Here is a 24,499-nt window from a genome sequence, read left to right as displayed (position 1 = left end):
AAAGAGCCATGAGATCAGTAAGTTACTGGGTCGTGGGGGTATATTAGAACTAATTTGGGGTGGGAGCAATTAGGGGCTATCAAGCAGAGCTAGATGTTACGGCAGGTTATCCCTACCGCAACACACTAAATGCTTGATAAAGCCGAGTTGGGAGTTTATTTTTCAACTCCCAGGTTATATTCATTGGTCGCTCTCCGTGGCTGTCGATAAACGTCACAGGTCCGCAAGCTTTGTAGGCTTTTTGCTTATTCTCTCTTACAAATAATTGGAATTGCCAACCATTAGTACCACTCTCAATATAACGACGACCCGTTGGAGTATTTGAAGAAGCGGTATTCTGTGATTGCCAATGGAATTTGTCGCGACTTATCGCATAATCGTTATAGGCAACGCCTTCGTGCAGCGCGTCTGCTTTGTCTAAAGTAACAAAGAGCAGTTCCACTTTCCTATCCTGCAAACGCAATACTCCTGCCTGGAAAGGGGCACGATGATCTTCACTTAGAAAACCAACCGCAGTGAGTATTTCGCGTATTTGATAGGATGCATGAAGTTTTAAAGCTGTATCTTCTAGCCCTGGTAAGTCGTGGAATACATAGTTTGTTTTCGCATCAAGATATCGCGATAGCTGATTTAATTCACCGCATGCTTCCGACTCATCATGCAGTCGCTGAATAAATTCTTTGCCGCTCCCGACTTGGCTGTTTTGCCCATCTATTTGATATGCCAGCATTTGCGCGTATTGCTTTTCTCGCTGGTTCAGGTTAGCAGGTTGATTGGCTTCAGATACTCTCTGAATAAACTGCAAATACTCTGGATCATCAATATGTAATAAGCTAATAAAGCGCCGGCTAAAGTAGGTTTCCACATCATTGCCTTCGCCTTGCAGTAGTTGGGCCGCCCGCTGTAAATTTGTCCATCCCGTTTTGTTACCACTTCCTCGATAAATATCCGTAAGCTCTAACTGTTGTTCCGTTAAAAACTCTGACAGTCCAACTTGGCTACGGCCTTTTATTCGAGCAAAGTGATTGAGTTCGTTTCGAAGCTGGTTCCATCTTTGATTTATAGCTTCGCGCAAACTTCCTAAAACAGACTCGCGTGCTTGTTTTTGTAATTGTAAATAACAACCGCTAGGTAATTTTCCGAAACCATTTTTAACACCATCAAATACTTCGTTTCGCGTTAACCCTGTGATAGCTCCATATAACACGTCGAAACGAAACCCTGCTCGGTGTTGACCGACAAAGTCTAGAACTAGGCAACTCTCTTTTTCGGGATGTAAACGCAATCCGCGCCCTATTTGCTGCTGAAATAAAGTGACGCTCTGAGTAGGTCTTAACAATAAAAGTGTATCGACAAAAGGCAAATCGACACCTTCGTTATAAAGATCGACTGTCACTAAGACATTGATTTCCTTATGGGCGAGCTTTTTAGGTAATGACACTCGCTCATCTTTAGAGCTTTCACCATAAATCAGCGCAGCGGAGATCCCTGCCTTATTAAACTGTTGCGTCATGAATCGTGCATGTTCGACATCCACACAAAATGCTAACGCTCTTGAGTCACTTACCGTATTAACAACTTCGGACCATGCTCGAATAACATTGCGCGCACGCACGTCATTTTCAGAGAGAATATTATGAAGATCTATACGTCCATCCCCATTGGCCCAGTTAACATCACGATAGTCTTGTCCGTCGTCACAGGCATAATATTCAAATGGAGCCAATAACTGCTGGTCTAACGCATTCCAAAGCCGCATTTGTACTGATGGGGAGCCATCTGGACGGGAATCAAAATACGCTAGTACGTTTTTGTTATCCGCTCGTTCGGGCGTCGCTGTTAAACCGAGTAGGTATTTCGGCTGCATACGAAACACAACGTCATCAAAACTTTGCGCCGCAATATGGTGACATTCATCAACTACCACAACTTGCCAATGGTTCTCCGGGAAACGCTCTAAGATTCCTTGCGAACGTAGACTCTGAATGGTGGCAAATAAGTGGTCATACTGTTGAGGTCTATGTCGCCCTGTTAATAGGTCGCCAAAGTTCGAGTCCTTTAGTATTTGCCGATAAGTCATTAATGACTGACTAAGAATTTCTTCTCTATGCGCAACAAATAATAATCGAGGTCTTCCTTTCTCCTGTTCACAAATTCGGCGGTAATCAAACGCCGCCATGACTGTTTTCCCTGTCCCTGTGGCAGCAACCAACAAGTTTTTATAGCGCCCGTGTGCCCTTTCATTATCTAGTTGCTCAAGAATATCCGCTTGAAACGGTTTTGGGGTAATATCAAAAAACGTTGTGGTGACATGCTCAAGTGAATACTTGCCGCCAGACTCTCGAATTAAGGCTTGCTCTAGTGCGTCAACATGCTCGCGATCATTCGGATCATAAGGTTGAAATTCTCCATCTTCCCACAAGGTCTCAAAATGTGCCTTTGCTCTCGAATAGAGATTCTCTTGCCCTCGCTCTGTGAACTTCACAGTCCACTCTAATCCGCCCATTAAGGCCGCTCCAGATAAATTGGCGCTGCCCACATAAGCGCTACCAAAACCTGTCTTACGTTCAAATATCCAGGCCTTTGCATGAAGCCTCGTCCGCCGTCCATCTAAAGAGACACGAACCTCACAGTTAGGAAGCTTAGCGAGCATATCCAACGCGTTTTTCTCTGTAGCGCCAATATATGTCGTGGTAAGTACACGAATCGACGTTTTACTTTTTCCGGTCGCGTCAGTCGCTGTAATTTGCTTTAAAACATCATGAATTTTTCGGACACCAGAGACTGTAATGAAACTAACTAGAATATCTACATGGTTGCAACTGGATAGCTCTGCAATGAGTTCATTAAGCAAAGCTGGTGAGTCTTTTCCCGCGGTAAATAGCCACGGCTGTGCTAGCCCAATTTGAGGCAGTTCTGGCTGCTCACCTTTTCGGTAAAGCGATCGCAACACTTGAGGAGGAGAGATAAACTCGTCAATAATTTCAGCAGCAGTCTCATCCTTAAGCGCACTGCGAGCGTGTTGAAGCAGCCCGTTTAAAAGCTCAACTTGTTGACTCAGTTTTTCGTTATCAGTTAGCTTTTCACCTTCTCCCACTGCCGCTAGCACAAGCGAAAGTTGTTCTGACAATGACTCCACTAAACGATTATGGCTAACTTCAAGGCTTAGATTTTCTAAATCAGAAACAAGATGACCGTCCTGTTCAGATAACCCATCCTTAACAGCAGAAGTTTGCAACAAGTCATAAATGCCACGGTATAAATTAGACACGCTTGCCTCCCTGGCTAAATAGTTTACTACCCACCAAACTCAACCGCTCTTTAGCTCGGGTAATCCCGGTGTACAGCAGTTCTTTGCTTAGGACGGCGCTGTCGTGGTCTGGCAGAACCATAACGGTGTGTTTGAATTCGGAGCCCTGAGATTTATGCACGGTCATGGCGTACACGGTTTCTATGTGGGTGAGGCGGCTGGGCAGTACCCAGCGCACACTCTTATTTTCAGACTGATTCTGATCGGGAAAGGCGACGCGCAGGTGGTCGTGTTCGGGGTCTTTAAAGGTTAGGCCAATGTCGCCGTTGTTCAGCTTCAGTCCGTAGTCGTTTTTGGTGACCATAACGGGGCGGCCTTCGTACCAGGTGTTGGCGTTTACGCCGAGTATGTCGCCGACTTTTTGGTTAACGGCTTTTACGCCCCAGGGGCCTTCGCGCAGGGCGGTCAAGATTTGGAAGTTGCTTAGGTTTTCTAGGGCTTCTTGGGCGAGTTTGTTGATGTCCTCGGCGTTGGTGGTTGTAGCGGCATCATTGTTGGTGTCAGTATTGCTCCTGACGTGTAACGTCAGGCTACGGCGCACTAAGCTCTCAAATTTCGCATCATCTAAGCTACTAATTTCGTACAGGCTAACGGGATAGTCTTCATCGGCGACTTTGGCTTTTTCCAGTTCCTGTTTTGTTGCGGCGTTGTCTTGTCGGTTAATGGCGTTGGCCAGGTCGGCAATAGGGCCTTTGAAGCGGTAGCTTTTGCGGAATTTCACAACATGCTGCAGGCGTTGCTCGCCGCTGTCGTCAATTAAGTCGCTTGGGAAGGCTGGTGTGTCGGCTACTTGCTGCAACCACTGGGCGGTTTCTGTGTGGTAGTGGCCTTGGTCTGCGCCTTCACACAGGTTGCCCAACACGGCGCCTGCTTCTACGGAAGCTAGCTGGTCTTTGTCACCAATAAGCACCAGCCGCGCGTTTTTGGGTGTGGCTTTTAGCAGCGCGGTCATCATTTCAATGTCTATCATTGAGGCTTCGTCGACTATCACAACGTCGGTGCGCAGTGGGTTGTCGGCATTGTGTTTAAAGGCGCGCGAATTCGGTTTTACACCCAGTAAGCGGTGCAGGGTTTTACCTTCAGGTTTTATGGAATCTAAGGCGTCTTTCAGGGTGGCGAGTTTTGCATCACCCCGCAGCTTAGTCAGCTCGCTTTCTATGGACTCAGTGAGTCGTGCGGCGGCTTTACCGGTAGGCGCTGCCAGCGATACGCGCAAGGGCGGTAAGCCGAGGAATAAGGTCTGATGCTGCAACGCAGTTAACAAGCGCACTACGGTGTAGGTTTTACCTGTGCCGGGCCCGCCGGTTATGACGCTAAAGCGGTTGCGCACGGTGTTAGCGCAGGCCACGCGCTGCCAGTTAATCTCTTCGGTTTTGTCACCGTCAGGTTTATCAAACAACTTCGCCAACGTGCTTTTCAGTAAGTCGTCGTTGGTAACGGGACGGTCGCTCATGCGCGCCTGCAAATCACTCTCTATAAAGGCTTCGTACTGCCAGTAGCGGCGCAGGTACAGTTTACTGCCACTGAACACTAACGGCTGATTGCCTTGGCCGTCGGCGTCTACACAGTGGCTTTGGGTTAAAGCCGCTTCCACATCGGTACCAAATTCGCGAAACAATTCACCTGGATTCAGGCAGTTTGGGGAATAGCGGTTCTCGGGTGGTAAATTCAGCACGGTCTCGGGTTCTTTCTGCAACGCTTTTATATCAATACTGGTATGCCCCCGCCCGGCTTCGTGCGAGGCACACAGGGCTGCCAGCAGCACTTCACTGTGCGTTTCTCCGGCTTGCTGCAAAAACTCGACAAACGCCAGGTCTATTGAGCGTATCCAGCCGACGTCGCGCCACTCACGCAGGGCATCAAATAAGGTGTTTGAGGTTACTTCTGTCATACCGGCTCCTTATCGGACAAGTCCTTACCCGCAAAAAGTGCGTCCAGCTGCTCTATTAACGCCCGTGGCGGCCTGTCACAAAATGCCCCGCCGGTTTCCGCCCTATGCCCACGCAAGAACAGATACACGGCACCGCCAACGTAAGTGTCATAGTCGTAGTCACTGTCTAACCGTGCTTTTAACAGGCGATGCAAAGCCAGCGTGTAAATGACGTATTGCAGGTCATAACGGCTGTGCAGAATTTTCTCGCGCATGGCTTGTTCGGTGTAAGCGTGGTCGTCTTCGCCCAGCCAGTTGGACTTATAATCTGCCACGTAATATTTGCCGTCGTGCTCAAACACCAAATCGATAAAGCCTTTGAGCATGCCGTTCAGCACATTGGGTTCCAGCGCCGGGCGTTCATGCCCCGGCAGAATATGTTCGCGAACCAGAGCATCCAGTCTTTGTGCGTTAACCTCGCTGGCACCGAACCAGAATTCCGGCTCAGCTTTGTATTGCTCCAGTGCGCTTAAGCTCACGCTTTCACCACTGTCATTAATGGGGAATTCGTTGTGCAAATAGGCATTCAGCCAATGTTCCAGACTGTTCTGATGTTCCTGCCAATAAGGGCTGACACAAAAGCCTTTTACCAACTCAGTACGCTCCGCGGCGCCACCCGCAATATGCGCAAAACCCATATTGGCCGACTCTTCCAGTAGGTTATGCAGGAACGTACCCGGCCCCGCGCCTTTGGGTAAATGATGAATGCTGTCCGGGCTTGGCTCGGCGGCACTGGCGACTTCCGCTTCGTCATCGTCGCGCTCGTCCAACAGGTTCATTTCATCGGGCGACTGCGGTGCCTGCACGCTTTTTGTCACGGCGCCTTCGTATTTCAACGCGCTGTAACTGGCCACCCACCATCGCTCTAGCTTGCGGTCTGCGGGCATGCTGCGCGGTGTCAGCTTCGGCCTTGTTTGTTCCTGCTCCAACGCACGGACTAAAGGCTCGTCGTCTTCCAGTCGCGTTAATTGTGTGTGCGGTGCCTGCTGCCAGCGCTCGCTGACTTCGTTGTACAGCTCATCGGTTAACGACTCGCCGCCGTTCAGCAGATAAAACAGCGGGTTGTTGCGATGTTCTTTCACCGCTTCCAGCGCAATAAAGGTCGCGTACTGCGCGCGGGTAACGGCCACGTACATTTTGCGTAAGTCTTCTGCGAGGATCTCATTACTCAAGCGCTGTTTATTGTCGTCGTCTTTTGACCACAATACTTGTAGCTCACCGTTTTCATCGTGGTACACCGCCGGCGGTTTTATCCGGTAGGCTTCTGCCTGGGTGTACGCCACAAAGGGCATAAACACCAGCGGGTACTGCAGGCCTTTTGACTTATGAATGGTGATAATTTTTATCAGTTCGTCGTCGCTTTCTAAGCGCAGTTGCTGCTCGTCGCTTTGGGTGCGGCTGTTGCTGCCAAAGCCGTGGCGTTCGTTCACCTGTTCGGCAAAATGGTTCACCAGCGCCGGAATACCATCCAGTACCAGGCTCTGCTGTTGCAGCAACTCAGCAATGTGCAGCACGTCGGACAGCTGGCGTTCGCCGTGAATGCGGTCTTCCATCAGCTTGGCCGGCACCTGATGGTCGTGCAGCAGGCTGTGCAACATGGCTAGTACACCCTGTCGCTGCCACTGGTCGTGATAACTTAAAAACTGCTCTACCCGCTGCTCCCACTCGCGTTCGTGGCTGTGAATATGCTCCAGCTCACTCAGCGGCAGGCCAAGTATCTGAGTAGCTAAGGCACTGCGTATCAGCGACGGGTCGCGCGGCTCGGCGCAGGCACTGACCAGCGCCAGCAAATCCTTCGCGACCCGCTGGGCAAATACCGATTCTCTATCCGATAAGTAAACGCTTTTCAGCCCGCGATCGCTCAGCGCCTTTTTAATGGCGTTGGCTTCGTTAAAGTTGTTTACCAGCACCGCAATGTCACTGGTTTTGACACGCTGTTCCAGCTTATCGTCACCGTCGTAATAGCCCGCCTGCGGGTCGTTAAGCAGGGAGGCAATCAAGTTAGCGTGATGGTTCGCGGCAGCCCGGAAAAAGTCATTTTTATTACGTTTTTCTTCGCCGGACACCGACCACAAGAGCGCCGGTGCAGTTTTTAAATTGCTTGATAACAGGCAATGCTTGAAAGTGCGCTTCAGCCCATTTGCACCCACCGGGTTAAAGGGCAGCTGGTTTTCTGCTTCGGTTTTAAACAGAAAAGCGCCGCGCGGCAGCTCTTCAGCGCGCTCAAACAGCGCATTAACGCCATCCACCATGGCCTGCGACGAGCGAAAGTTCCGCGCCAGATTATAATGCCGGCCTTCGGTATCGCGCCGGGCTTTTAAATAGGTATAAATATCGGCGTTACGGAAGCTGTAAATGGCCTGTTTGGGGTCACCAATCAGGAAAATACCGGTACCCGGGTGCGGGTTCGCCAGGTTATAAATGCGGTTAAAAATCTCGTACTGCACCGGGTCGGTGTCCTGAAACTCGTCCACCATAGCCACCGGATACTGCTTGCGAATAGCCGCAGCTAAGGCTTCACCGCTGGGTCCTTTCAACGCGTCACGTAAACGCGTCAGCATGTCGTCGTGGCCCATTTCGGCGCGCTGGTTTTGCAACTCGGCAAAGCGGTTGCTCACCCAGAAAGCCGCGTGTTGTTTTACTTTAGCTAGCTCTTCCTGCTGCTGTACTTTGCTGCGCTTAATGCGTTCCTGCAGCTCGCCTAACACCGCCCAGCTTTGGGGCATACCGCCAAGTTTGGCCTCGGCGAACTTCTGTAACTCGTCGGTGCTAATGTTTTTCCAGTTTGCCGCGGTGGCTTCGGGCTCAACCAGGTCAGGGTCGCCGCACCAGTCCGCAAATTTCTGAAACTGCTTAAGTTTGGTTGCTGCACCCTTAGCTTGTGAGGTTTTATCAACCAAATCCTGCACAATAGGCGCAACTTCCTGCTTTATACAAGCCATTCGCTGCTGATGCGCGCTTTCAGCTTCTTTCAACAGGCTGTGCAAGTCACCATCAATCGGCGCCTGCCCACTCTTACTTAAGCTGTAAGTCAGCCCTAACAAGGCTTCGGGTGATTTAAAATCTTCCAGCAACCGGGCGCTGAGTTCAGCGTCAGCCGGGTAAATAAAGCGCCGGAAGTAGTCTTCGGCCGCCTGCAGGCGCAGCTCTTCGTTGTCGGTTTCAACGTCCTGGCTGAACAAACTGCCACTGGCAAAGGCGTGCTCTTTCAGCATGGACTGGCACCAGCCGTGAATGGTTTTCACCGCCGCCTCGTCCATGGACTGCGAGGCTAAGTCCAATAGCCGCGCCAGATGCATCAGATTTTGCCCCTGCGCCGCGCAGTCTTCCCGCAAACTGGCTAAGAAAGGGTCGCCTTCTACCGCTTCCGGATCACGGAAGTAAGCTGCGGCTTCGGCTAAGCGTGCGCGAATACGGTCACTCAGCTCTTCGGTGGCAGCTTTGGTAAAGGTCATGACCAGAATGTTTTTCGGCACCAGTTCGCGATCAAACGCAGTTTCTTCCGTACCATTATGCGAGCCATGTCCAATAACCAAACGCACATAAAGCGCAGCAATGGTGTAGGTTTTACCGGTACCGGCGCTGGCCTCAATTAAGCGGCTGCTGTTCAGCGGAAAATCGAGCGGGTTCTCTAGCGTATGTCCTGAGGTATGTGACGGTAACTGGCTCATGACTTTTCCTCCGGCACCAGGGTTAAGCGCATAGGGTCATAAAGTTCGTCCATAAAGCGGCGGAAGTGCGGTGATGCCTGAATGGCTTGGTAACTTTCGGCAACGCGCCCGCAATAATCGCTTTTGGTGACCAGCGCCGGGTCTTGAAAGCCTTCTTCTTCGTATTTCTGTCGGGCGGCTTCATGCGCCAGCATTTCGTCCTGGCCGTTCTTGTCCATTGCGCTTAGCCAGGTCATGCCCACATCCAGATGCATGGGCTGCGGCTGCTGCGCTGACAGGGCCACCAGTTCCAGTATTTGCTCCAGTTGTTGTACCGCAAGCTCAGCGGGCACCGGCGCCACCTGCAACTGGCAACCCCCTTTGGACACAATTAAAAGCCGTGTCGGCTTTTGTAAATTCAATAACAACAGACCAAGGTAATACGCGCTGGCGTGCTTCCAGCCGCCGCTGTTTATACCTTTACCGTTTTTAGCCGCAATATTGCTGGCCGAGGTAACCACCCATAGGCGCTCGCCGTTCTCATTACTGTGCAGCCCGGTTACTGTGTCATCAATAGTCAGCCCGCTGTGCTCAAAAAACACCGTTTCCGGAAACTCATTCACACCCGAATAACCAGCAATGCTCTGCTGATAGGTTTCCAGTATCTCCTGCGACTGCTCCAGTAACTGAAGTCCATTTTGCTCGGCTATTGCACCAATGCCCAGAGCCCCTTCGCGTTTAATTCGGTTCAGCTCTTTTAATAAAGAGGCTTCAATGCCAGCCCCTCCAAGCAGTGCTCGTTTGCCCGCATCCACCAAACGTGTAGTCAGTGACCAGCTTTGCAGGTTATCCATAACAAAGGCTTCGCTGTCGTCCAGGTCTTCACTGCTGCGGCTAAAGTAAGTATCCAGTCGCCAGTTAAAGTACAGCCGGGCGGGCTCTTCAATAAAGCGTTTAATGTCGTTAATGCTCAGGGTGCGTTCCAGCTCGTAGTCGGCAACCGTTCCCGAAGCCATGCGACTCTTAGAAGCCACCGCACCCTGATGCGCCTGCGCCCACTCGCTGGCATAGGTGAAGTAGTCCGAGTCTTCCTGGTTAAAGTAATACGGGTTAAACGGCTGTAATTTGTGCTCAACCGTCAGGGCGTCAATGTCCACTTCCCAACCTTGCTGCAGGTGATCTCGCAGTTGCGCTACCAAAACCGAGGGCGTGCGCTCGCTGTTGTCTTTAGCGCTGTAACCCACCCAGCTTAGGTAAAAGCAGTCGCGGGCTGAGAGCATGGCTTCCAGGAACAAGTAACGGTCATCGTCTCGACGCGAGCGGTCACCCGGACGGTAGCGGTCAGTCATTAAATCAAAGTCCACACGCGGTGTTGAACGTGGGTAATCACTTTCGTTCATGCCCAGCACACACACGTATTTAAACGGAATGGCCCGCATGGGCATTAAGGTGGCAAAGTTTACCGCCCCCGCTAAAAAGCGCTGGTTCAGGTTCTGCTGGTCCACGCGCTCCAGCCAGGCGTCTTTAAATATGGGCAGGCGCAGTTGGGATTCGTTATCCGCCTCTACGCAAATATCCCGTAGCTGATACAACTCGTCACTCAGTTTAGCTAAAAGTAAGCGGTCACTGTCTTCTTCAGCCTCAAAAAACTGTTCCAGCAGCCACTCGCCCTGAGTGACCCACTCCGGTAAGCTGTGTCCACCCTGCGCGTGCTGCCACCATTGTTCCAGCGTGCGCACCACATCCGCCAGGCACCCCACCAGCGCAGCACTTAGCCCGGCCACTTCGGCATAAGGTTCTACGTTAGCCCAGGGTGAGTCGTTTTCTGCACCAACGTCAGCCAAATCACCCATGGCGTAGCCGGCTATCATGCGTTTTAAGCCAAACCACCAGCTGTTGGTTTCTTCCGCTGCCGGCATATAAAACTGCCCGCGCTGCTCAGCATTCAGCCCCCAGCGTGCGCCGGCTTCTTTTACCCAGCGCTTTAACTGCGGCAGGTCATCGTCACTCATGTCAAAGCGTTGCTGCACCGCCGGTACCGACAATAAATTGAATAAATCGGTCTGAGTAAAACGCAGTTGGTCAACTTGCAGCAATAGTTCCAGCGCTATCATTAACGGCCGTTGATGTCGCTCACCCTGGTCGGCAATGGTATAAGGAATGGCACGTGGGTCGCGCTCACCAAAGCGGTTGTGATACCGGCCAAATACCGCATCAATGTATGGCGCGTAGGTATTCACATCGGGCAGCATCACCATAACATCACGCGGTTTGAGTTCCGGGTCTTTGTCAAACGCGTCCAGTAACTGATCATGCAGCACTTCCAGCTCGCGCTGCGGGCTGTGGCAAACATGAAACTGCAGTGACTTATCGGCGGTATTCGGCGTAGGCCAAAGCTCGCGGGTTTCCTGAACTGGGCGCAGATTTAGAATGTCGTCCTGCAACTGGGCGAGTAAATGGTTCGTATTATGTGGCTCAAACAGCTCCAGTTTAATAGTGTTAAACGCTTCCTGTTTGGCCAGGGTTTCGTCGTATAAATCCAGCAGGCGAATGTAGTCACGACCCTGCTTACCCCAGGACGCCAGCAACGGATGCGCCAGCTGGTGCAGTTCGTCGTCGTTCGGATCGTCGGGCAGTTCCGGTTTGTGTTTTAAGCGCGAAGAGGCTTTTACCGCCTGTCTTAAAGCTTCTTTGCCGTCGACAATATCGGCCCAGTGGTATTGCGACGGGTTATGCACACACAACAGAATTTGCGTGTAGCCTTTTATGGCATCCAGCACCTGCAGCATTTGCTGCGGCAGCGAGGAAATACCAAACACCACCACCCGTGGCGGCAAACCCGCCGGACGCTCAGTCAGCGCCTGCGCCGTATCAATAAAACGCTGATGCAGTTCGGCCCGGTTATTCCAGTAGTCATCTATGCCAATGTCGTTACTAACTGCGCGCCACAATTCCGGCTGCCACAACTGTTCGGCTTCAACTGGTTGTTCCTGCTCCAGCACATCCTGACCACGCACCCAGTTATCCAGCCAGTCGGCACGGTACACCGCGTACTGATCAAACAAGTCAGCCAATCGCCCGCTTAACTGATACAGCTTGCGACCGTCGTTGTCGTCGGAGGTATAGTGTTTAAGCGGTGCAAAGTGTGGGTTGTGCTCGATAAGCTCAGGCAAAAGACGCATTAATCGCCAGGTTAGGCGGTCTTTATCAAAGGGAGAGGTTTTGGGGATGTCGTCACCGAGCACGGCTCTGTATGCCTGCCACTGAAACCTTGCCGGCAGGGTGACATCTATCATGGCAGCAATGCCACTGGCCTGGGCTAAATTAATTTTCAGCCACTGGGCAATACCGTTACTTTGCACCAGCACGGTTTCCTGCTCCAGCGGCGCCAGCGGATAGTTTTGGGTGAATGTAACCGCCACATCGGTTAGGTCTTCCAGCCGATGTCCATGCGCGACAATAAAGCCGGGGGTCAATTCACTCACTCGCTGCTCTCCCTGTAGGGTTGCTGTAAGACATTCATCCTAATCAATAGAGAATTATCTTACTAGTTATAGAGCAACTTATCGACGCGCTTATTTGGTCAGTAACTTGTCCTTGGCCTGACGGTTGGCCTTGCGCATTTCGGAAAAGGCCGAGTCTTTTTTGTAACGGCCTTTTTCAACGTGTCGGATAATGGATACGTCTTCAATATCCAGCGGCTTTCCGTGCGTACCCAGTAACCAGCGAAACGCGCGATCTTCATAGGCTTTGGCCCAATGGTCTTTCGGTGCCTGGTAGCAACTTGTCTGCTCACAGTAACCATAGCGGCGGGCGGTATCACCGTGAGTAATTTGTACGGGACCCGTTGCTTTGCTGAAGGTGTGGTAGTTATAGCCAGCTTTTTTCAGGCATTCATCGGTCGAAATTTCTTTGCCGTTACACAGAACGTCGTGCTCTTTGCTTAACAAAGCCGTGCGTGCAACTTTTTCGGGGAACACCAGAATACACGATTCTTTAGTGAGCGCCTCTTTCAAGCTGGGAAAGGTATTTTCCCCAAACATTAAGTCGCAGTCGGTAAACCATATCCAGTCGGCTTTGGTTTCTTTCGCGGCTTTATTGCGACCAATAGCGCGTCGCATTAAATCGTTCTTTTCAAGCGCAACGAAATTCCACTCAATATTATCAATTTTCTTACTGGCATATTCTTCAATTAAAGCTACTGTCTCTTTGTCTTCAGGGCAGTAGAAGCCGGTCAGGGTCACTTTAAAGTCTTTCGGTGCGTGATCAACTAACGACTTCAACTGATATACAAACAAATGCGAGTAGTTCCAGCAGTGACTGACTATTTCAATATGCTCTGGAGGACTGGTTATATCATCAATTTCTGTAGACTGGGGGACATCGTAAAACCAACTGGCAGGAAAAGGGCTGGAAACTGCAAATCGTAAAACGAATTCTTTACTCTGCTGTAGCCAATGCTGTGTCGCCATTAAGTTATTGCCCCGTTTTCGTTTTTTAAAAGGAATGTGATATTTTCGACACAGGTTACAGAACATTAGTTCAATTTGTAACCTTGGTATTATTAATGTAGCTTCAAATTGTTAACTATTTATTACCATTAGTTAACCTTAACGTCGCTTCATATCCGCTAAGAAGTCAACAGGGCCTGCTTATGGAAATCTTTATCGCCGTATTTTTCTTTGCCTTTTCAACCACCATAACACCGGGCCCTAATAACATTATGATCATGTCGTCGGGGGTGAACTACGGTATTAAAGCCAGCCTGCCGCACTTTCTGGGCATCTGCTTTGGCTTTCCGGCTATGGTGTTAGTGGTTGGTATGGGGTTCGGTTCCATCTTGGAACAGTTTCCACTGCTGCACCAACTGATAAAGGTTGCCGGTACACTTTATTTGCTCTGGCTGGCCTGGGTTATTGGCTCACAAACACCGAAAACCATTGAAAAAGGCGACCGCAAACCCCTGACTTTCTGGCAAGCGGTGTTGTTTCAATGGGTTAACGGTAAAGCCTGGGTTATGGCAACGGGTGCGGTTGCTGCATTTACTACCGTAGCTGGAACGCTTTGGTCCGAAGTAATAGAGATAACAGCGGCCTTTTTGGCTGTAGCCTTCCCTTGTGTAGGAATTTGGCTCATTGCAGGCGCCGGATTGCGTCAATTGCTAACCAACCACACCGCACAAAGAATTTTTAATATTTCCATGGCCTTACTACTGGTCTTTTCTGTGCTTCCTGTCGTAGAGGATATATTACAATTTTATTTTGCTTAAATCTTTGTTTGATTAACATAAAAATAACAATGTAAGCTAAACTCGTTAACGGTTAATCGAAAGATTATGAAAAGAACAGGGGTGAGCCATGGATCCAAAAACTGCGCAAATATCTTTTGATCAGCTTATCTCTGAACTGTCGACCCGCCTTATTAACAGCGAGCCGGCTGAAACTTACGAATGTATAGAGGAGGTAATTGCTGCTATCGGCAATTACACTGACACTGATCGTTGTTACGTATTTGAGTTCGACGACAATATCCAAAATATGACCAATACCCATGAGTGGGTGAGAGACGGTTATCAAGCACATATCACCGATCTTCAATCGGTTGCGTTAGAAGAACTTCCCTGGTTTTTTGAGCAGATAAAAACCCATCATAAATGCATTGTAGATAATATTGATTTATTACCTCCAGAGGCTACAGCCGAAAGAGCCGAGTTTGAGCGCGAGCAAATTAAATCAGTTATTTGCGTTGGGCTGGTCGCAAACCAGCACCTGCTGGGTTTTGTCGGTTGCGACATGGTGCGACAAGAACGGCAGTGGACACCGGAAGAAATTCGTCGTCTACGGCTGGTTGCCGATATGGTAGCGAATACGCTGGAGCGCCAGCGCACCTATTCCGAGCTCATCCATACACAACGAGCATTGGAAAAGGCCAACCGCCTGCTACAAGCACAAGTAGCACAGGACGGTTTAACCGGCATAGCTAACCGCCGCGCTTTCGATGAACGTATTACTAACGAAGTACAGCGCGCATCGCGCCATAAGACACCACTGGCTTTGCTCATTATTGATATTGACCAGTTCAAACCATACAACGACCACTACGGGCATTTGCAGGGCGACCAGGCGCTGAAATCTGTCGCTGACGTAATGTTTGAGCAGCTACAGCGTAATACTGACTTTATCGCGCGTTATGGCGGTGAAGAATTCGTTGCGGTTATTTCCGCTACCGATGAAGAAAAAACGAAAGAAAGCATGAACCAGTTGTTAAAAGCCGTGCGGGATTTAAAAATCGAGCACGGCGCCTCAGAAGTTGCACCTTATTTAACTATCAGCATAGGGGGCTATATTCATAAGCCAAGGGCTACTGAAAACACCGAAGACTTAATTGCCCGCATGATATCTAAAGCCGACTCAGCGCTGTATCGCGCTAAGTCGGATGGTCGCAACCGGGGTTATTTAGATACTTAGTTCCAGCTGGACAGCTGTTTCTGAAGCTCTTTATCGTCAATCTTTTTCAGGCTGGCGATAAGCTGCTGAGACTCCTTGTCATTCCCTTTCAGGGCAAGCAATTGAGCTAACCGAAAGTTTGCCCAGTGAGCTTTTGGCGCGCTGTCCGGTAACTCAGTGTCCAAATATTGTTGCAGTGCAACGATGCCTTTATCCAGGTGTTCCTCCGCCAAAACTGAGGTTTTACCGAATTGGTATAAAGCCATTACCGGAGCTTCGCCTTTTCTCGATTCACCCTCAGCTGCCTGTTCAAAAAGCGAGAACGCCTTTTCATAATTCCCGTCTTTTTGTTCCTGAAAGCCAAGATAAACCAGAACGTCGGCATTATTCGGATGCTCAGCTAAAATTTCATTCACTAGTGTCCGCGCCTGCTCTTCTTTTTCATGATGTTGCAGGTATTTAACTCGGGCAAATGCTCCTTCCACCGCATCTATTTCCTTAATGGCCTCAATTTGCGCCAGTGCTTTTTCATCATCGCCACCAGCTATTGAAGGTGCCATCATATAAAACTGCAGTAACGCAGTGCGATATTCCAGCGAACCAGGTTCAAGCTCTACGGCTTTTTCAAAAGAGTCGACAGACTTGCCAGCATAACTGAGCGCACTGAAAAAAGAGTCCTGTGCCTGCTGGGCCATAACGATACCGCGTATATGCCAGGCTTCAGCATTTTCCGGCTCATTCTTGACCCAGTCTTCCACGGTATCTTCGGCGTCATCCAGCCGCTGTTCGGACAAATGATTTTGAATAATTTGCTTAGTTGACTCCCCGGCATAACCGCCGGGGAGAAATAAAGCAGTTGTCAGTACCAATACTAGCCATTTCACAATAACTCTCCTTAGCTAGGCTTTTTTCTGCTCTTCAACCCACTGGTTAACTCGACGTTCCAGAATATGCAGCGGTAGTGCACCACCACCAAGAACCGTGTCGTGGAAACCACGGATATCGAACTTGTCACCTAAAGCCTCTTTGGCCTCTTCTCGCAGTTCCAGAATGCGGATCATGCCAATTTTATAAGCTGTTGCCTGACCCGGCATAACCAGATAGCGGCGCACTTCTGAACGCACCGCGCCTTCAGCAATTGGGGTGTGCTCCTGGAAGTACTTAACCGCTTCCTCTTCAGTCCAGCCTTTAGCATGCATGCCGGTATCCACAACTAAGCGCACGGCACGCCAGATTTCCGTGGTTAAGCGACCAAAGTCAGAGTAAGGGTCTTCATAGGCACCCATTTCCTTGGCTAACTGCTCTGAATATAAACCCCAGCCTTCGCTATAAACCGTAAAGCCAGCCTGAGTACGAAACTCCGGTACGGACTCCAGTTCCTGAGCAATAGAAATTTGCATATGGTGACCCGGATTACCTTCATGATAAGCAATGGCTTCCATCTCATTTTTCGGCATCGAGCTCATATCGGACAAATGCGCATAGTAAATACCCGGGCGATCACCGTCAGGCGAGCCGGGATAGTAATGCTGGGCAGCACCATCTTGCTCACGGAAAGGTTCAACGCGTTTCACTACCAAGTCGGCTTTTGGCAAAATACCAAAATATTCCGGTAGCTTTTCATTAATGTAAGCCAGGTATTCGCGCGAATCTTCCAGGTACATCTCTGCGCCTTCGTCATTGTTCGGGTAGAAGAAGCGCTCATCGGTACGGATATAATCAAAGAAGTCCTGCAAATCGCCGTCAAATTCGACTTTCTCTTTAATGGCTATCATGTCATTGGTCAGACGCTCGACTTCACTCAGACCAATCTCATGAATTTCATCAGCCGTTAAGTCGGTGGTCGTATAGTTGGCTAAACGGGCGTTATAGTAAGCTTCGCCGTTTTCCAGACGGTGCACGCCGGTCGCGATTTCGTCGGTGTTTTCAATATCGCTTTCCAGAAAGCTAATAAGCGCTTCGTAACTTGGCTGGAAACGTTCCAGCAGCACCTTGCGCACTTCTTTTTCGTATTTATCGGCCTGTTCTTCGGAGATCTCGTCACTTTCCTGAAGAGAGCTAAGTTTGTTTTTAGCGTCTTCAAGCAAGCTTGAGTCGCCTTCTTCATCAAAAGGCGCACCCGATGTCAGCCCTTTAGCTTCTTTAATAATTTGCTCATACGCAAAGCGCGGCGCGCGAACACCATTCTCTACTTGCTGTTCAGCGCGCTGCAATAATTGTTCAATAGCGGTTGCACCGCCTTCCAGACGGGAAATATAAGCTTCCATGTCTTCCACGTTATCAACCCGGTGGAAGTTGATTAAAAACTGCGGCAGGAAGGTGTGCGCGCCACGCATTTGATCGAATACGTAGTCCATGCCGCGGAATTCGGCATTACGCTTAGCTTGTTCGTATTGGTAAACCCAAACGTCGTAAGACGTCTGAGCTTCCAGGTTTAGCTTGTCGTAGTCAAAGTTGGCTTTCAGCTCTTCAACGGTTCCTTCCAGCCACTCTAATTGTTTTTTCTCTGCAGCGACGGTCATATCATCAATGTCGCCGTAGCGATCTTTACGGCCCAGGAAGGTCATTTGAATAGGGCTTTGCTGAAGTTGCTCTTCGTACTTTTCCTCAAACCACTGATTCAGACGTTCGGTTTCAGATTGTGAGCTTTGCTCAGTTTGTTTAGGTTGCTCAGCAGCCGTTTGAGAATTTTGACCGGAATTGGTCTCTTGCGGTTGCCCACAAGCCGTTAATAAGCCCAAAACAGCCAGGGCGACAATGGAATAACGCATAGCAGTGTCCTTTATTCTTCTTTTGATACAGGAAGAAAAACTATAGCGTGCTTGTTACACTAATGGAAATGCTTAAATTATAACCGAAGAATTTATGGCGAAACCGAACAAGAAAGGGCCGGTGCGCACCGTGCAGATTTCTTGTCTGCAGTGCAAAACGCCCATATTTAAATACAGAAAAGGTGGCAAAGGCGCTTTAGTAAAATGCTTTATCGAGCGGATTGTTGAAGACCACACGACCACACCATGTCACTGCCCGGGCTGTGGACAGGAGTTTGCGCGCGAAACCATGATACGCGGCACCCCTGCTTACAAAATTATTGGCGGTAAAGTCCATTCAAAATAGGTGCAGCATGTCAGTCTCAATTAGTGAAAAAATCAAACAGGCTTACCAACACGCCGTTGAACAGGCCAGCGCGTCGCTTTTGCGGCAACCGCAGAACCCAATGGCCGACGAACTGAGGTTGCTTGCAGAACAACTGCAACCGAATGAGAAAAGAGACGTTTATGGCAGCGGCGCGCTTATTAATGACTTTGAAGAGGAAGTGGCGGAGTTACTAGATAAACCCGCAGCGTTGTTTTTGCCAACCGGGACTCTGGCGCAGCCTTTGGCATTGCGCGTGCATGCCGATGAGCGCCAGCGCAACGGCGTGGCATTACATCCTACCTCGCATTTAATGTTACATGAACAGATGGGTTTTGAGGCGTTATGGAAATTAAACGGCACCACAACCGGTTTTGCCGATAAACCCATAACGCTTAACGACCTAAAGTCGGTGCAAACGGATGATTTAGCGAGCGTACTACTGGAACTGCCCATGCGCGAAATTGGTGGGCAACTGCCGGACTGGGACGACTTAGTCATGCAGTCAGAGTGGGCGCGACAACACAATATTGCTATGCATCTGGACGGTGCGCGCTTATGGCAAGTGCCAGCAGCGTATGGTTGCTCACTGCCTGAAGTCTGTGAGTTATTTGACTCGGTTTATGTCAGCTTTTATAAAGACTTAGGCGGCATTTCAGGAGCGATACTGGCAGGCTCAGAGGGTTTTATTGAGCAAGCGAAAATCTGGGCTCGCCGCGCCGGGGGGAATATCATTACGCAATATCCGCAAGTACTGTCTGCCCGCCACGGCCTGAAGGAAAACCTGCCAATTATGCCGGAAGCCGTAAATTACGCCCGCGCACTAGGAGAGGCGCTGAACACGCTAGATGGTGTACGAGTTAACCCAGAAACGCCGCAAGTGGCCATGTTTCATCTGCATTTTGCTTTAAAAGCCAATGAACTCAGTGAAAAAATAACGGATTATGCCAGCAATACCGGGGTTGTATTATTGCCACTGCCAAGAGCTGAGATGAACGACGAAGCTATTTGCGAAATTTCAATTGGAAGAAACGCCATGTCGCAGCCACAGAGTTTTTGGCTACGACACTTTAAGGCGTTTTTGGAAACACTCTAAGTTATTAATGTTGCTTTTTCCGGTCGCCCTTGTGGTGTTTGCGGTGCTCGCCCAACACATGGTTCAGCGTGTCTAAGTAGCTTTTACCAAAGCCTTTAACACGCTGTTTATTCATTTGCTCAGAGCCCAGATGAACTTCTTCCAGTGAGTTCGCTGCAATGTCCAGCTCTTTGCTTAAACGCGCCAGCGCCACTTCCAGTGTGTACGTCAGTTCATGAACTTTAGCCATGTCCTGAGAGGTTAAATCACCCTTCACAATTTCCTGTAGTTTCGCGTTATACTCGTTCAGGTTCATAATAGCCTGTTCCAGATTCTCGGCTGGCTCTGGTTTAAAATGTTCGTATCGCTGCTCATCGTCGTCGGCCATGGCCGCTACGTTAAAAAGTAGTGCCGCACCTGCGGCCATCATGGACAAAAGTTTCATAAAAACCTCATTTATTGTTAATAGTTATCATTATTGTTCATGTGTCCGTTTTTTACAAGATGAACGGCGGTGAACCTGATATCCTTTAGCTTGATGTATCTCAAGGAGTGAAGCAATGTTTTCCTGGTTTGAGCGCCGACTAAACCCTTTTCCTACGGAGGAACCCACTCAGGCTCCTACCGGATTTTTTTCATTCTGCTGGCATTTTACCAAAGGGGCGACTCCTTTTATTGCGGTAACCGCGCTGCTTATGGCCGCTATTGCCATTGCCGAAGTCTGGTTATTTGGCTTTTTAGGGCAAATTGTTGACTGGCTGTCAGCACAGGACAAAGAAACCTTATTAAACGATCAGTTCTGGCCATTGCTTGGAATGAGCGCGATGGTTTTAATCGGTCTTCCCTTACTGGTCTGGTTTCATTCTATGCTAACCCACCAGACGTTGCTGGGTAACTTTCCAATGCGCATTCGCTGGCTGGGACATCGCTACCTGATGAAACAGTCCATGAGTTACTATCAGGATGAGTTTGCCGGCCGGGTCGCCACCAAATTAATGCAAACCTCACTCGCGCTGCGGCAATGCATCATGACCTTTATTGAGGTTGTGAACTACGTCGCTGTCTATTTCCTGGGGATGTTTGTCATTATTGGTAGTGCCGACTGGCGAATGATGCTGCCGCTGGCTTGCTGGCTTATTCTGTACGCTCTGTTGTTACGCTTCTTTGTGCCTAAACTGGGTAAAATATCAGCCGAACAGGCAGATGCCCGCTCTAATATGACCGGACGCATTGTCGACTCCTATACCAACATTCAAACCGTTAAGTTGTTCTCACACTCGCTACGCGAGGCCGAGTTTGCGCACGAGGGTATGGACACTTTTCTGGGAACAGTGCATAAGCAAATGCGCCTGGTTACGCAGCTTTATGGCTTTCTCTACTTTATAAACTGCGCATTGTTGTTCAGCTCTGCTGCCACCGCCATTGTGCTATGGATGGATAATGCAGTGACTTTAGGCGCTGTTGCTGTCGTTATCGGTCTGGTTCTGCGCTTGTTTGGCATGTCGCAAATGGTTATGTGGCAAATGTCGACGCTGTTTGAAAGCATTGGTACGGTTCAGGACGGTATTGGCTCAATTGCTGTACCACAGCGCATTGTCGATGAACCCAATGCGCCCGCTTTAAACGTGACTTCCGGCGACATTAATTTTGACCATGTTCGCTTTCATTATGGTAAAGGTCATGGCGTTATGGATGACTTTAATCTGCACATTAAACCGGGCGAGAAAGTCGGTATTGTCGGACGCTCAGGTGCAGGTAAATCCACGCTGGTGAATTTGTTGTTACGCTTCTACGACGTTGAGGGCGGCGAAGTTCGTATTGATGATAAACCTATTAATAAAGTGCAGCAGGACAGTTTGCGCGCGAACATTGGCATGGTGACTCAGGACACCTCTTTGTTGCATCGCTCAGTACGCGACAATATTTTGTATGGGCGCCCCGATGCCAGTGAAGAGGACTTAATGAAGGCGATACGCGAGGCGCATTGTGAAGAATTTATTGCGGACTTAAGTGACAGCAAAGGTCGTACAGGTCTGGATGCCCATGTCGGCGAACGCGGCGTGAAACTCTCAGGTGGTCAGCGCCAGCGAATTGCTATTGCCCGTGTCATGTTAAAAGATGCACCCATTCTGATTCTGGACGAAGCAACCTCAGCGCTGGATTCGGAAGTAGAAAACGCCATTCAGGAAAATCTGTATAAACTCATGCAGGGCAAAACGGTTATTGCTATTGCCCACCGCTTATCCACTATTGCGGCTATGGACAAGCTAGTAGTAATGGATCAGGGGGAGATTATTGAGCAAGGCAGCCACGAACAGCTGCTTGCTCAGGATGGACTTTACGCCAAATTATGGCGCCACCAGTCCGGCGGCTTTTTAGCGGAAGAAGCTTAATGAGTGAGTTCGTACGCTTCGTCCGATTCAACCTTGGCGAAGCGTACGCCCAATTCGATTAGCCGTTTTTTGCCCCGGGCTGTCATGTCAGTAATAAACTGAAACTGCTGTCGGGGGTCTATTGGGTAGGCTTTTAAGCGATACTTTGTGCCCCAGGGTTGTTCTGCTGCAGTAACCGCTATTGGCTTACCGAGTTGTAGATAAGGGCTGGTCAGCGCTACTTCCTCCAGCGCGTCGCGAATTTGATAGGCGTCGGCTTCCGGCTGAGTATAAAACTCAGCAATGCACATTAAGCTGGGCCCACCGTTGTTGGCATTATGTATTAAGTTATCCCAGAGTTTTAAATGTGGTACCCAAATAACGGTGTCATCATTAGTAACCAGTTCAACTGTGCGCATGCCAATATGGGTGACTTCGCCATAACTTCCATCCACTTCTATCCAGTCACCCGGGCGGTAGGGCATTTCGTGAATGGCTACCACTCCGGCAATTAAGCTGCTGACATAATCTTTTAACGCAAAACCAATAGCCAGACCGGCAGCACCGAGTGTCGCTACCATATTTTGCATTGTTGGCTCAATAATACGCGGAATGATCATCACCAGGGCAATAACCAGAACCAGTATGCGGATCATTGGCACTAATGCCAAAACGTACAACCGCCTTTTGCCATGCAGATTTGAAGCAATCCAAGGTAGTATCCTCTGGATAACCCAAACCACCGCCAACGCAACGGCAATAATGACCGCGATTTCGAAAAGGGCAAAGCCATCCAGCGACTTGAAGAGTCCGACCACGTCGTTTAATGAACCTGTTTCCATAACTCTCTCCCTTAAAACCTATCTAGCCAGAAACCACGGGCAGTCAGCAAATCCCGGACTACGGGGTAACCGCGAGCGGTAACATACCAACAGTCTTGTTCCAGCTCAATTAAGCTGCGTTGACGCAAAATTTGTAACTGAATTTCAATCTGGCTTTTGGAAATAATAGGCAAAACTTTAACCAAATCCGTTTTGCTTAATCCCCGATGAAGCAGCAGTGCATAGCAAACAAAGGCCGTTGCATCGATAATATCGGAGGGTAAAACCGGGGTTTCAAAAGCGTCCTCGCTGCTGCGCTGGTAACGATCGGAGTATGCCGCTGCTATACCGGCATTTCCGCGGCTGAGAGCGGCTAAAGCGCGTAAACGACCATCACCGCGAGCCAACCCGAGTTGCTCTAGCGCCTCCTGATCCAGCCCCTGCAGGGTCCATAACTGACTCACAGGTACGGGCCATACTTTTTCCAGGAAAGCCCAGGCCCAGCTGTCGCAAACAATAATGCCTTTACCAGCCTCCCCGGAAAGCACCTGTGAAAAAAACTCGCGCACCCAGCGCAGACCATTGGTTTGGCGGAGAAAACCATGAGCCAATTGCGGCATCACCCAGGGTCCGGTTTTATCAGTTTCGGTCGGAAATTCCGGCAAAGAATCCTCATCAGGATCGCAAAGCGACATTCTGTCGGGTAAACACAACTCAGTTATTTCGTGTTTTTTCACCCATTTTTGAACTGCTTCAGTAACACCTGAATGAGGCGGCGCTATAATCCAGCGTAAGCTGTTATCTTCGTCGTCTTCCAACCACTCAGAAAAACACTGCTCCAAAGCATCTGCTGCGTCATCAAAACTGAGCTCAAGCGCCTCAGGCTGATCCTCTTCAACTTCTTGTTCCGGGTCAGGTGTTACCCAGCGAATTATTTTTTGCCACCATTTTTTTACCTTAATGACGGTAGGAACGGCTGGCTTTTTATATTCATCAACAGTAACCCATTGCCATGTTTTTTCTGGCTCTTCGGCCATCCTGAGAATCCTTTTCACAAATAAATAAAGTATTGCTTAGCCCCGATAATAGAGTGCCTTGAAGCAGAGTCCAATGAAAATTTTGCAACCCGACTCTTGAAACCAAATTGAGCAGTACACATATAGAAGTTAAGGCAGGTGTCTCTGAGAGAGCCGCCTTAACCGACACATGGTGTGTCACTTAATTAAACATTTTAAAGTTATTGCTTCAAAGGAGAATGACTATGGCAACTATCGACTTAAGCCCTCTATATCGTAGCAGTGTAGGTTTTGACCGCATGGCATCTTTGCTGGATTCGGCACTACGCTCAGATACTGGTGCAACCGGATATCCTCCCTACAACATTGAACTGGTAGCAGAAAACCAGTACGCCGTTACACTGGCGGTTGCAGGTTTTGAAGAGGATGATCTGGAAATTGAAGTAGAGAACGGCGTACTTCGTGTGACCGGCAAAAAAGCCGAAGAAAACGAAAAACGCGAATATCTGCACCGCGGCATTGCAAACCGTGCCTTCGAACGTAAGTTCAGCCTGGCTGAGCACATTGAAGTCACCGGCGCAGCCTTAAAGAACGGTCTGTTAACGGTCGGCCTGGTGAAGAATATTCCTGAAGCCAAGAAACCGAAACGTATCGACATTAGCAGTTCAACTAAAGACCTGCTGCAAGATCGTTCCAAAAGTAAGGAAAGTGCTGCTTAAACTTAAGCACTGGATGAGGGGCGGC

At 49.4% G+C, this 24,499-nt stretch carries 16 protein-coding genes; 6 read left to right on the top strand and 10 right to left on the bottom strand.

Annotation, left to right across the window (positions count from 1 at the left end; translation table 11 throughout):
- Positions 1 to 112: 112 nt before the first annotated feature.
- The 5 genes from ACN0RF_RS09630 to ACN0RF_RS09610 all read right to left on the bottom strand — a co-directional run bounded on the left by ACN0RF_RS09630 (position 113) and on the right by ACN0RF_RS09610 (position 13,362).
- Entirely contained in the window at positions 113 to 3,271 is a 3,159-nt protein-coding gene (locus tag ACN0RF_RS09630; RefSeq protein ID WP_417438828.1) for a DUF3427 domain-containing protein, read from the bottom strand.
- Positions 3,264 to 5,201, bottom strand: a complete 1,938-nt coding sequence (gene recD / locus ACN0RF_RS09625; RefSeq protein WP_417438827.1) for an exodeoxyribonuclease V subunit alpha — start codon at positions 5,199 to 5,201, stop codon at positions 3,264 to 3,266. Before recD ends, ACN0RF_RS09630 begins: the two co-directional genes overlap by 8 nt.
- Positions 5,198 to 8,911, bottom strand: coding sequence for an exodeoxyribonuclease V subunit beta (recB, locus tag ACN0RF_RS09620; protein ID WP_417438826.1), 3,714 nt, complete (start codon positions 8,909 to 8,911; stop codon positions 5,198 to 5,200). The genes recD and recB overlap by 4 nt, the downstream gene beginning before the upstream one ends.
- Positions 8,908 to 12,375: an exodeoxyribonuclease V subunit gamma gene (gene recC / locus ACN0RF_RS09615; RefSeq protein ID WP_417438825.1), complete on the bottom strand. Its 3,468-nt coding sequence runs from the start codon at positions 12,373 to 12,375 to the stop codon at positions 8,908 to 8,910. The genes recB and recC overlap by 4 nt, the downstream gene beginning before the upstream one ends.
- 90 nt (positions 12,376 to 12,465) lie before the next feature.
- A complete protein-coding gene (locus ACN0RF_RS09610) occupies positions 12,466 to 13,362 on the bottom strand; it encodes a glycosyltransferase (protein WP_417438824.1) in 897 nt (298 codons plus the stop codon).
- A gap of 182 nt (positions 13,363 to 13,544) precedes the next feature.
- On the opposite strand from ACN0RF_RS09610, the gene ACN0RF_RS09605 reads away from it, so the two are divergent.
- Entirely contained in the window at positions 13,545 to 14,159 is a 615-nt protein-coding gene (locus tag ACN0RF_RS09605; RefSeq protein ID WP_253618532.1) for a LysE family translocator, read from the top strand.
- An 88-nt stretch (positions 14,160 to 14,247) separates the two neighbouring features.
- On the top strand, positions 14,248 to 15,357 hold the full coding sequence (locus ACN0RF_RS09600; RefSeq protein ID WP_417438823.1) for a sensor domain-containing diguanylate cyclase: 1,110 nt from the start codon (positions 14,248 to 14,250) through the stop codon (positions 15,355 to 15,357).
- Here ACN0RF_RS09600 and ACN0RF_RS09595 read toward each other — a convergent pair.
- Positions 15,354 to 16,220 (bottom strand): tetratricopeptide repeat protein, encoded by an 867-nt coding sequence (locus tag ACN0RF_RS09595; protein WP_417438822.1) that lies wholly within the window; start codon positions 16,218 to 16,220, stop codon positions 15,354 to 15,356. The two genes, ACN0RF_RS09600 and ACN0RF_RS09595, sit on opposite strands and share 4 nt — an antisense overlap.
- A 15-nt stretch (positions 16,221 to 16,235) precedes the next feature.
- A complete protein-coding gene (locus tag ACN0RF_RS09590; protein WP_417438821.1) occupies positions 16,236 to 18,107 on the bottom strand; it encodes a DUF885 domain-containing protein in 1,872 nt (623 codons plus the stop codon).
- Positions 18,108 to 18,201: 94 nt separating this feature from the next.
- Here ACN0RF_RS09590 and ACN0RF_RS09585 point away from each other — a divergent pair, with 94 nt between their 5' ends.
- Together ACN0RF_RS09585 and ACN0RF_RS09580 are read left to right on the top strand one after the other, a co-directional pair.
- Positions 18,202 to 18,453: a hypothetical protein gene (locus ACN0RF_RS09585; protein ID WP_011235762.1), complete on the top strand. Its 252-nt coding sequence runs from the start codon at positions 18,202 to 18,204 to the stop codon at positions 18,451 to 18,453.
- 7 nt (positions 18,454 to 18,460) lie between these two features.
- Entirely contained in the window at positions 18,461 to 19,567 is a 1,107-nt protein-coding gene (locus tag ACN0RF_RS09580) for a threonine aldolase family protein (RefSeq protein ID WP_417438820.1), read from the top strand.
- 4 nt (positions 19,568 to 19,571) lie between these two features.
- On the opposite strand, the gene ACN0RF_RS09575 is transcribed toward ACN0RF_RS09580, so the two are convergent.
- Positions 19,572 to 19,991 (bottom strand): DUF6746 family protein, encoded by a 420-nt coding sequence (locus tag ACN0RF_RS09575; protein WP_034822904.1) that lies wholly within the window; start codon positions 19,989 to 19,991, stop codon positions 19,572 to 19,574.
- A gap of 115 nt (positions 19,992 to 20,106) precedes the next feature.
- Here ACN0RF_RS09575 and ACN0RF_RS09570 point away from each other — a divergent pair, with 115 nt between their 5' ends.
- Entirely contained in the window at positions 20,107 to 21,939 is a 1,833-nt protein-coding gene (locus ACN0RF_RS09570) for an ABC transporter ATP-binding protein (protein WP_417438819.1), read from the top strand.
- Here the strand turns inward: ACN0RF_RS09570 and ACN0RF_RS09565 are convergent.
- Positions 21,936 to 22,760 carry a mechanosensitive ion channel family protein gene (locus ACN0RF_RS09565; RefSeq protein WP_417438818.1) on the bottom strand — a complete coding sequence of 275 codons (825 nt, stop codon included), beginning with the start codon at positions 22,758 to 22,760 and terminating at the stop codon, positions 21,936 to 21,938. The genes ACN0RF_RS09570 and ACN0RF_RS09565 overlap by 4 nt on opposite strands.
- An 11-nt stretch (positions 22,761 to 22,771) precedes the next feature.
- Positions 22,772 to 23,776, bottom strand: coding sequence for a hypothetical protein (locus ACN0RF_RS09560; RefSeq protein ID WP_417438817.1), 1,005 nt, complete (start codon positions 23,774 to 23,776; stop codon positions 22,772 to 22,774).
- A 224-nt stretch (positions 23,777 to 24,000) separates the two neighbouring features.
- On the opposite strand from ACN0RF_RS09560, the gene ACN0RF_RS09555 reads away from it, so the two are divergent.
- Complete coding sequence (locus ACN0RF_RS09555) at positions 24,001 to 24,474, top strand: Hsp20 family protein (protein WP_011235768.1); 474 nt, start codon at positions 24,001 to 24,003, stop codon at positions 24,472 to 24,474.
- The last annotated feature ends 25 nt before the right edge of the window (positions 24,475 to 24,499 follow it).

This window comes from Idiomarina sp. (assembly GCF_048260185.1).
In the GTDB taxonomy this organism is placed as follows: domain Bacteria; phylum Pseudomonadota; class Gammaproteobacteria; order Enterobacterales; family Alteromonadaceae; genus Idiomarina.
The sequence above is the reverse complement of the archived record's forward strand: the minus strand, read 5'-3'. Positions and strand labels throughout refer to the sequence as shown.

What these genes read in the sequence shown, in the direction of transcription:
- recD (WP_417438827.1), bottom strand. Translation starts at nt 5,201, where the DNA reads ATGACAGAAGTAACCTCAAACACCTTATTTGATGCCCTGCGTGAGTGG.
- recB (WP_417438826.1), bottom strand. Translation starts at nt 8,911, where the DNA reads ATGAGCCAGTTACCGTCACATACCTCAGGACATACGCTAGAGAACCCG.
- ACN0RF_RS09610 (WP_417438824.1), bottom strand. Translation starts at nt 13,362, where the DNA reads ATGGCGACACAGCATTGGCTACAGCAGAGTAAAGAATTCGTTTTACGA.
- ACN0RF_RS09605 (WP_253618532.1), top strand. Translation starts at nt 13,545, where the DNA reads ATGGAAATCTTTATCGCCGTATTTTTCTTTGCCTTTTCAACCACCATA.
- ACN0RF_RS09600 (WP_417438823.1), top strand. Translation starts at nt 14,248, where the DNA reads ATGGATCCAAAAACTGCGCAAATATCTTTTGATCAGCTTATCTCTGAA.
- ACN0RF_RS09590 (WP_417438821.1), bottom strand. Translation starts at nt 18,107, where the DNA reads ATGCGTTATTCCATTGTCGCCCTGGCTGTTTTGGGCTTATTAACGGCT.
- ACN0RF_RS09585 (WP_011235762.1), top strand. Translation starts at nt 18,202, where the DNA reads ATGGCGAAACCGAACAAGAAAGGGCCGGTGCGCACCGTGCAGATTTCT.
- ACN0RF_RS09580 (WP_417438820.1), top strand. Translation starts at nt 18,461, where the DNA reads ATGTCAGTCTCAATTAGTGAAAAAATCAAACAGGCTTACCAACACGCC.
- ACN0RF_RS09575 (WP_034822904.1), bottom strand. Translation starts at nt 19,991, where the DNA reads ATGAAACTTTTGTCCATGATGGCCGCAGGTGCGGCACTACTTTTTAAC.
- ACN0RF_RS09570 (WP_417438819.1), top strand. Translation starts at nt 20,107, where the DNA reads ATGTTTTCCTGGTTTGAGCGCCGACTAAACCCTTTTCCTACGGAGGAA.
- ACN0RF_RS09565 (WP_417438818.1), bottom strand. Translation starts at nt 22,760, where the DNA reads ATGGAAACAGGTTCATTAAACGACGTGGTCGGACTCTTCAAGTCGCTG.
- ACN0RF_RS09560 (WP_417438817.1), bottom strand. Translation starts at nt 23,776, where the DNA reads ATGGCCGAAGAGCCAGAAAAAACATGGCAATGGGTTACTGTTGATGAA.
- ACN0RF_RS09555 (WP_011235768.1), top strand. Translation starts at nt 24,001, where the DNA reads ATGGCAACTATCGACTTAAGCCCTCTATATCGTAGCAGTGTAGGTTTT.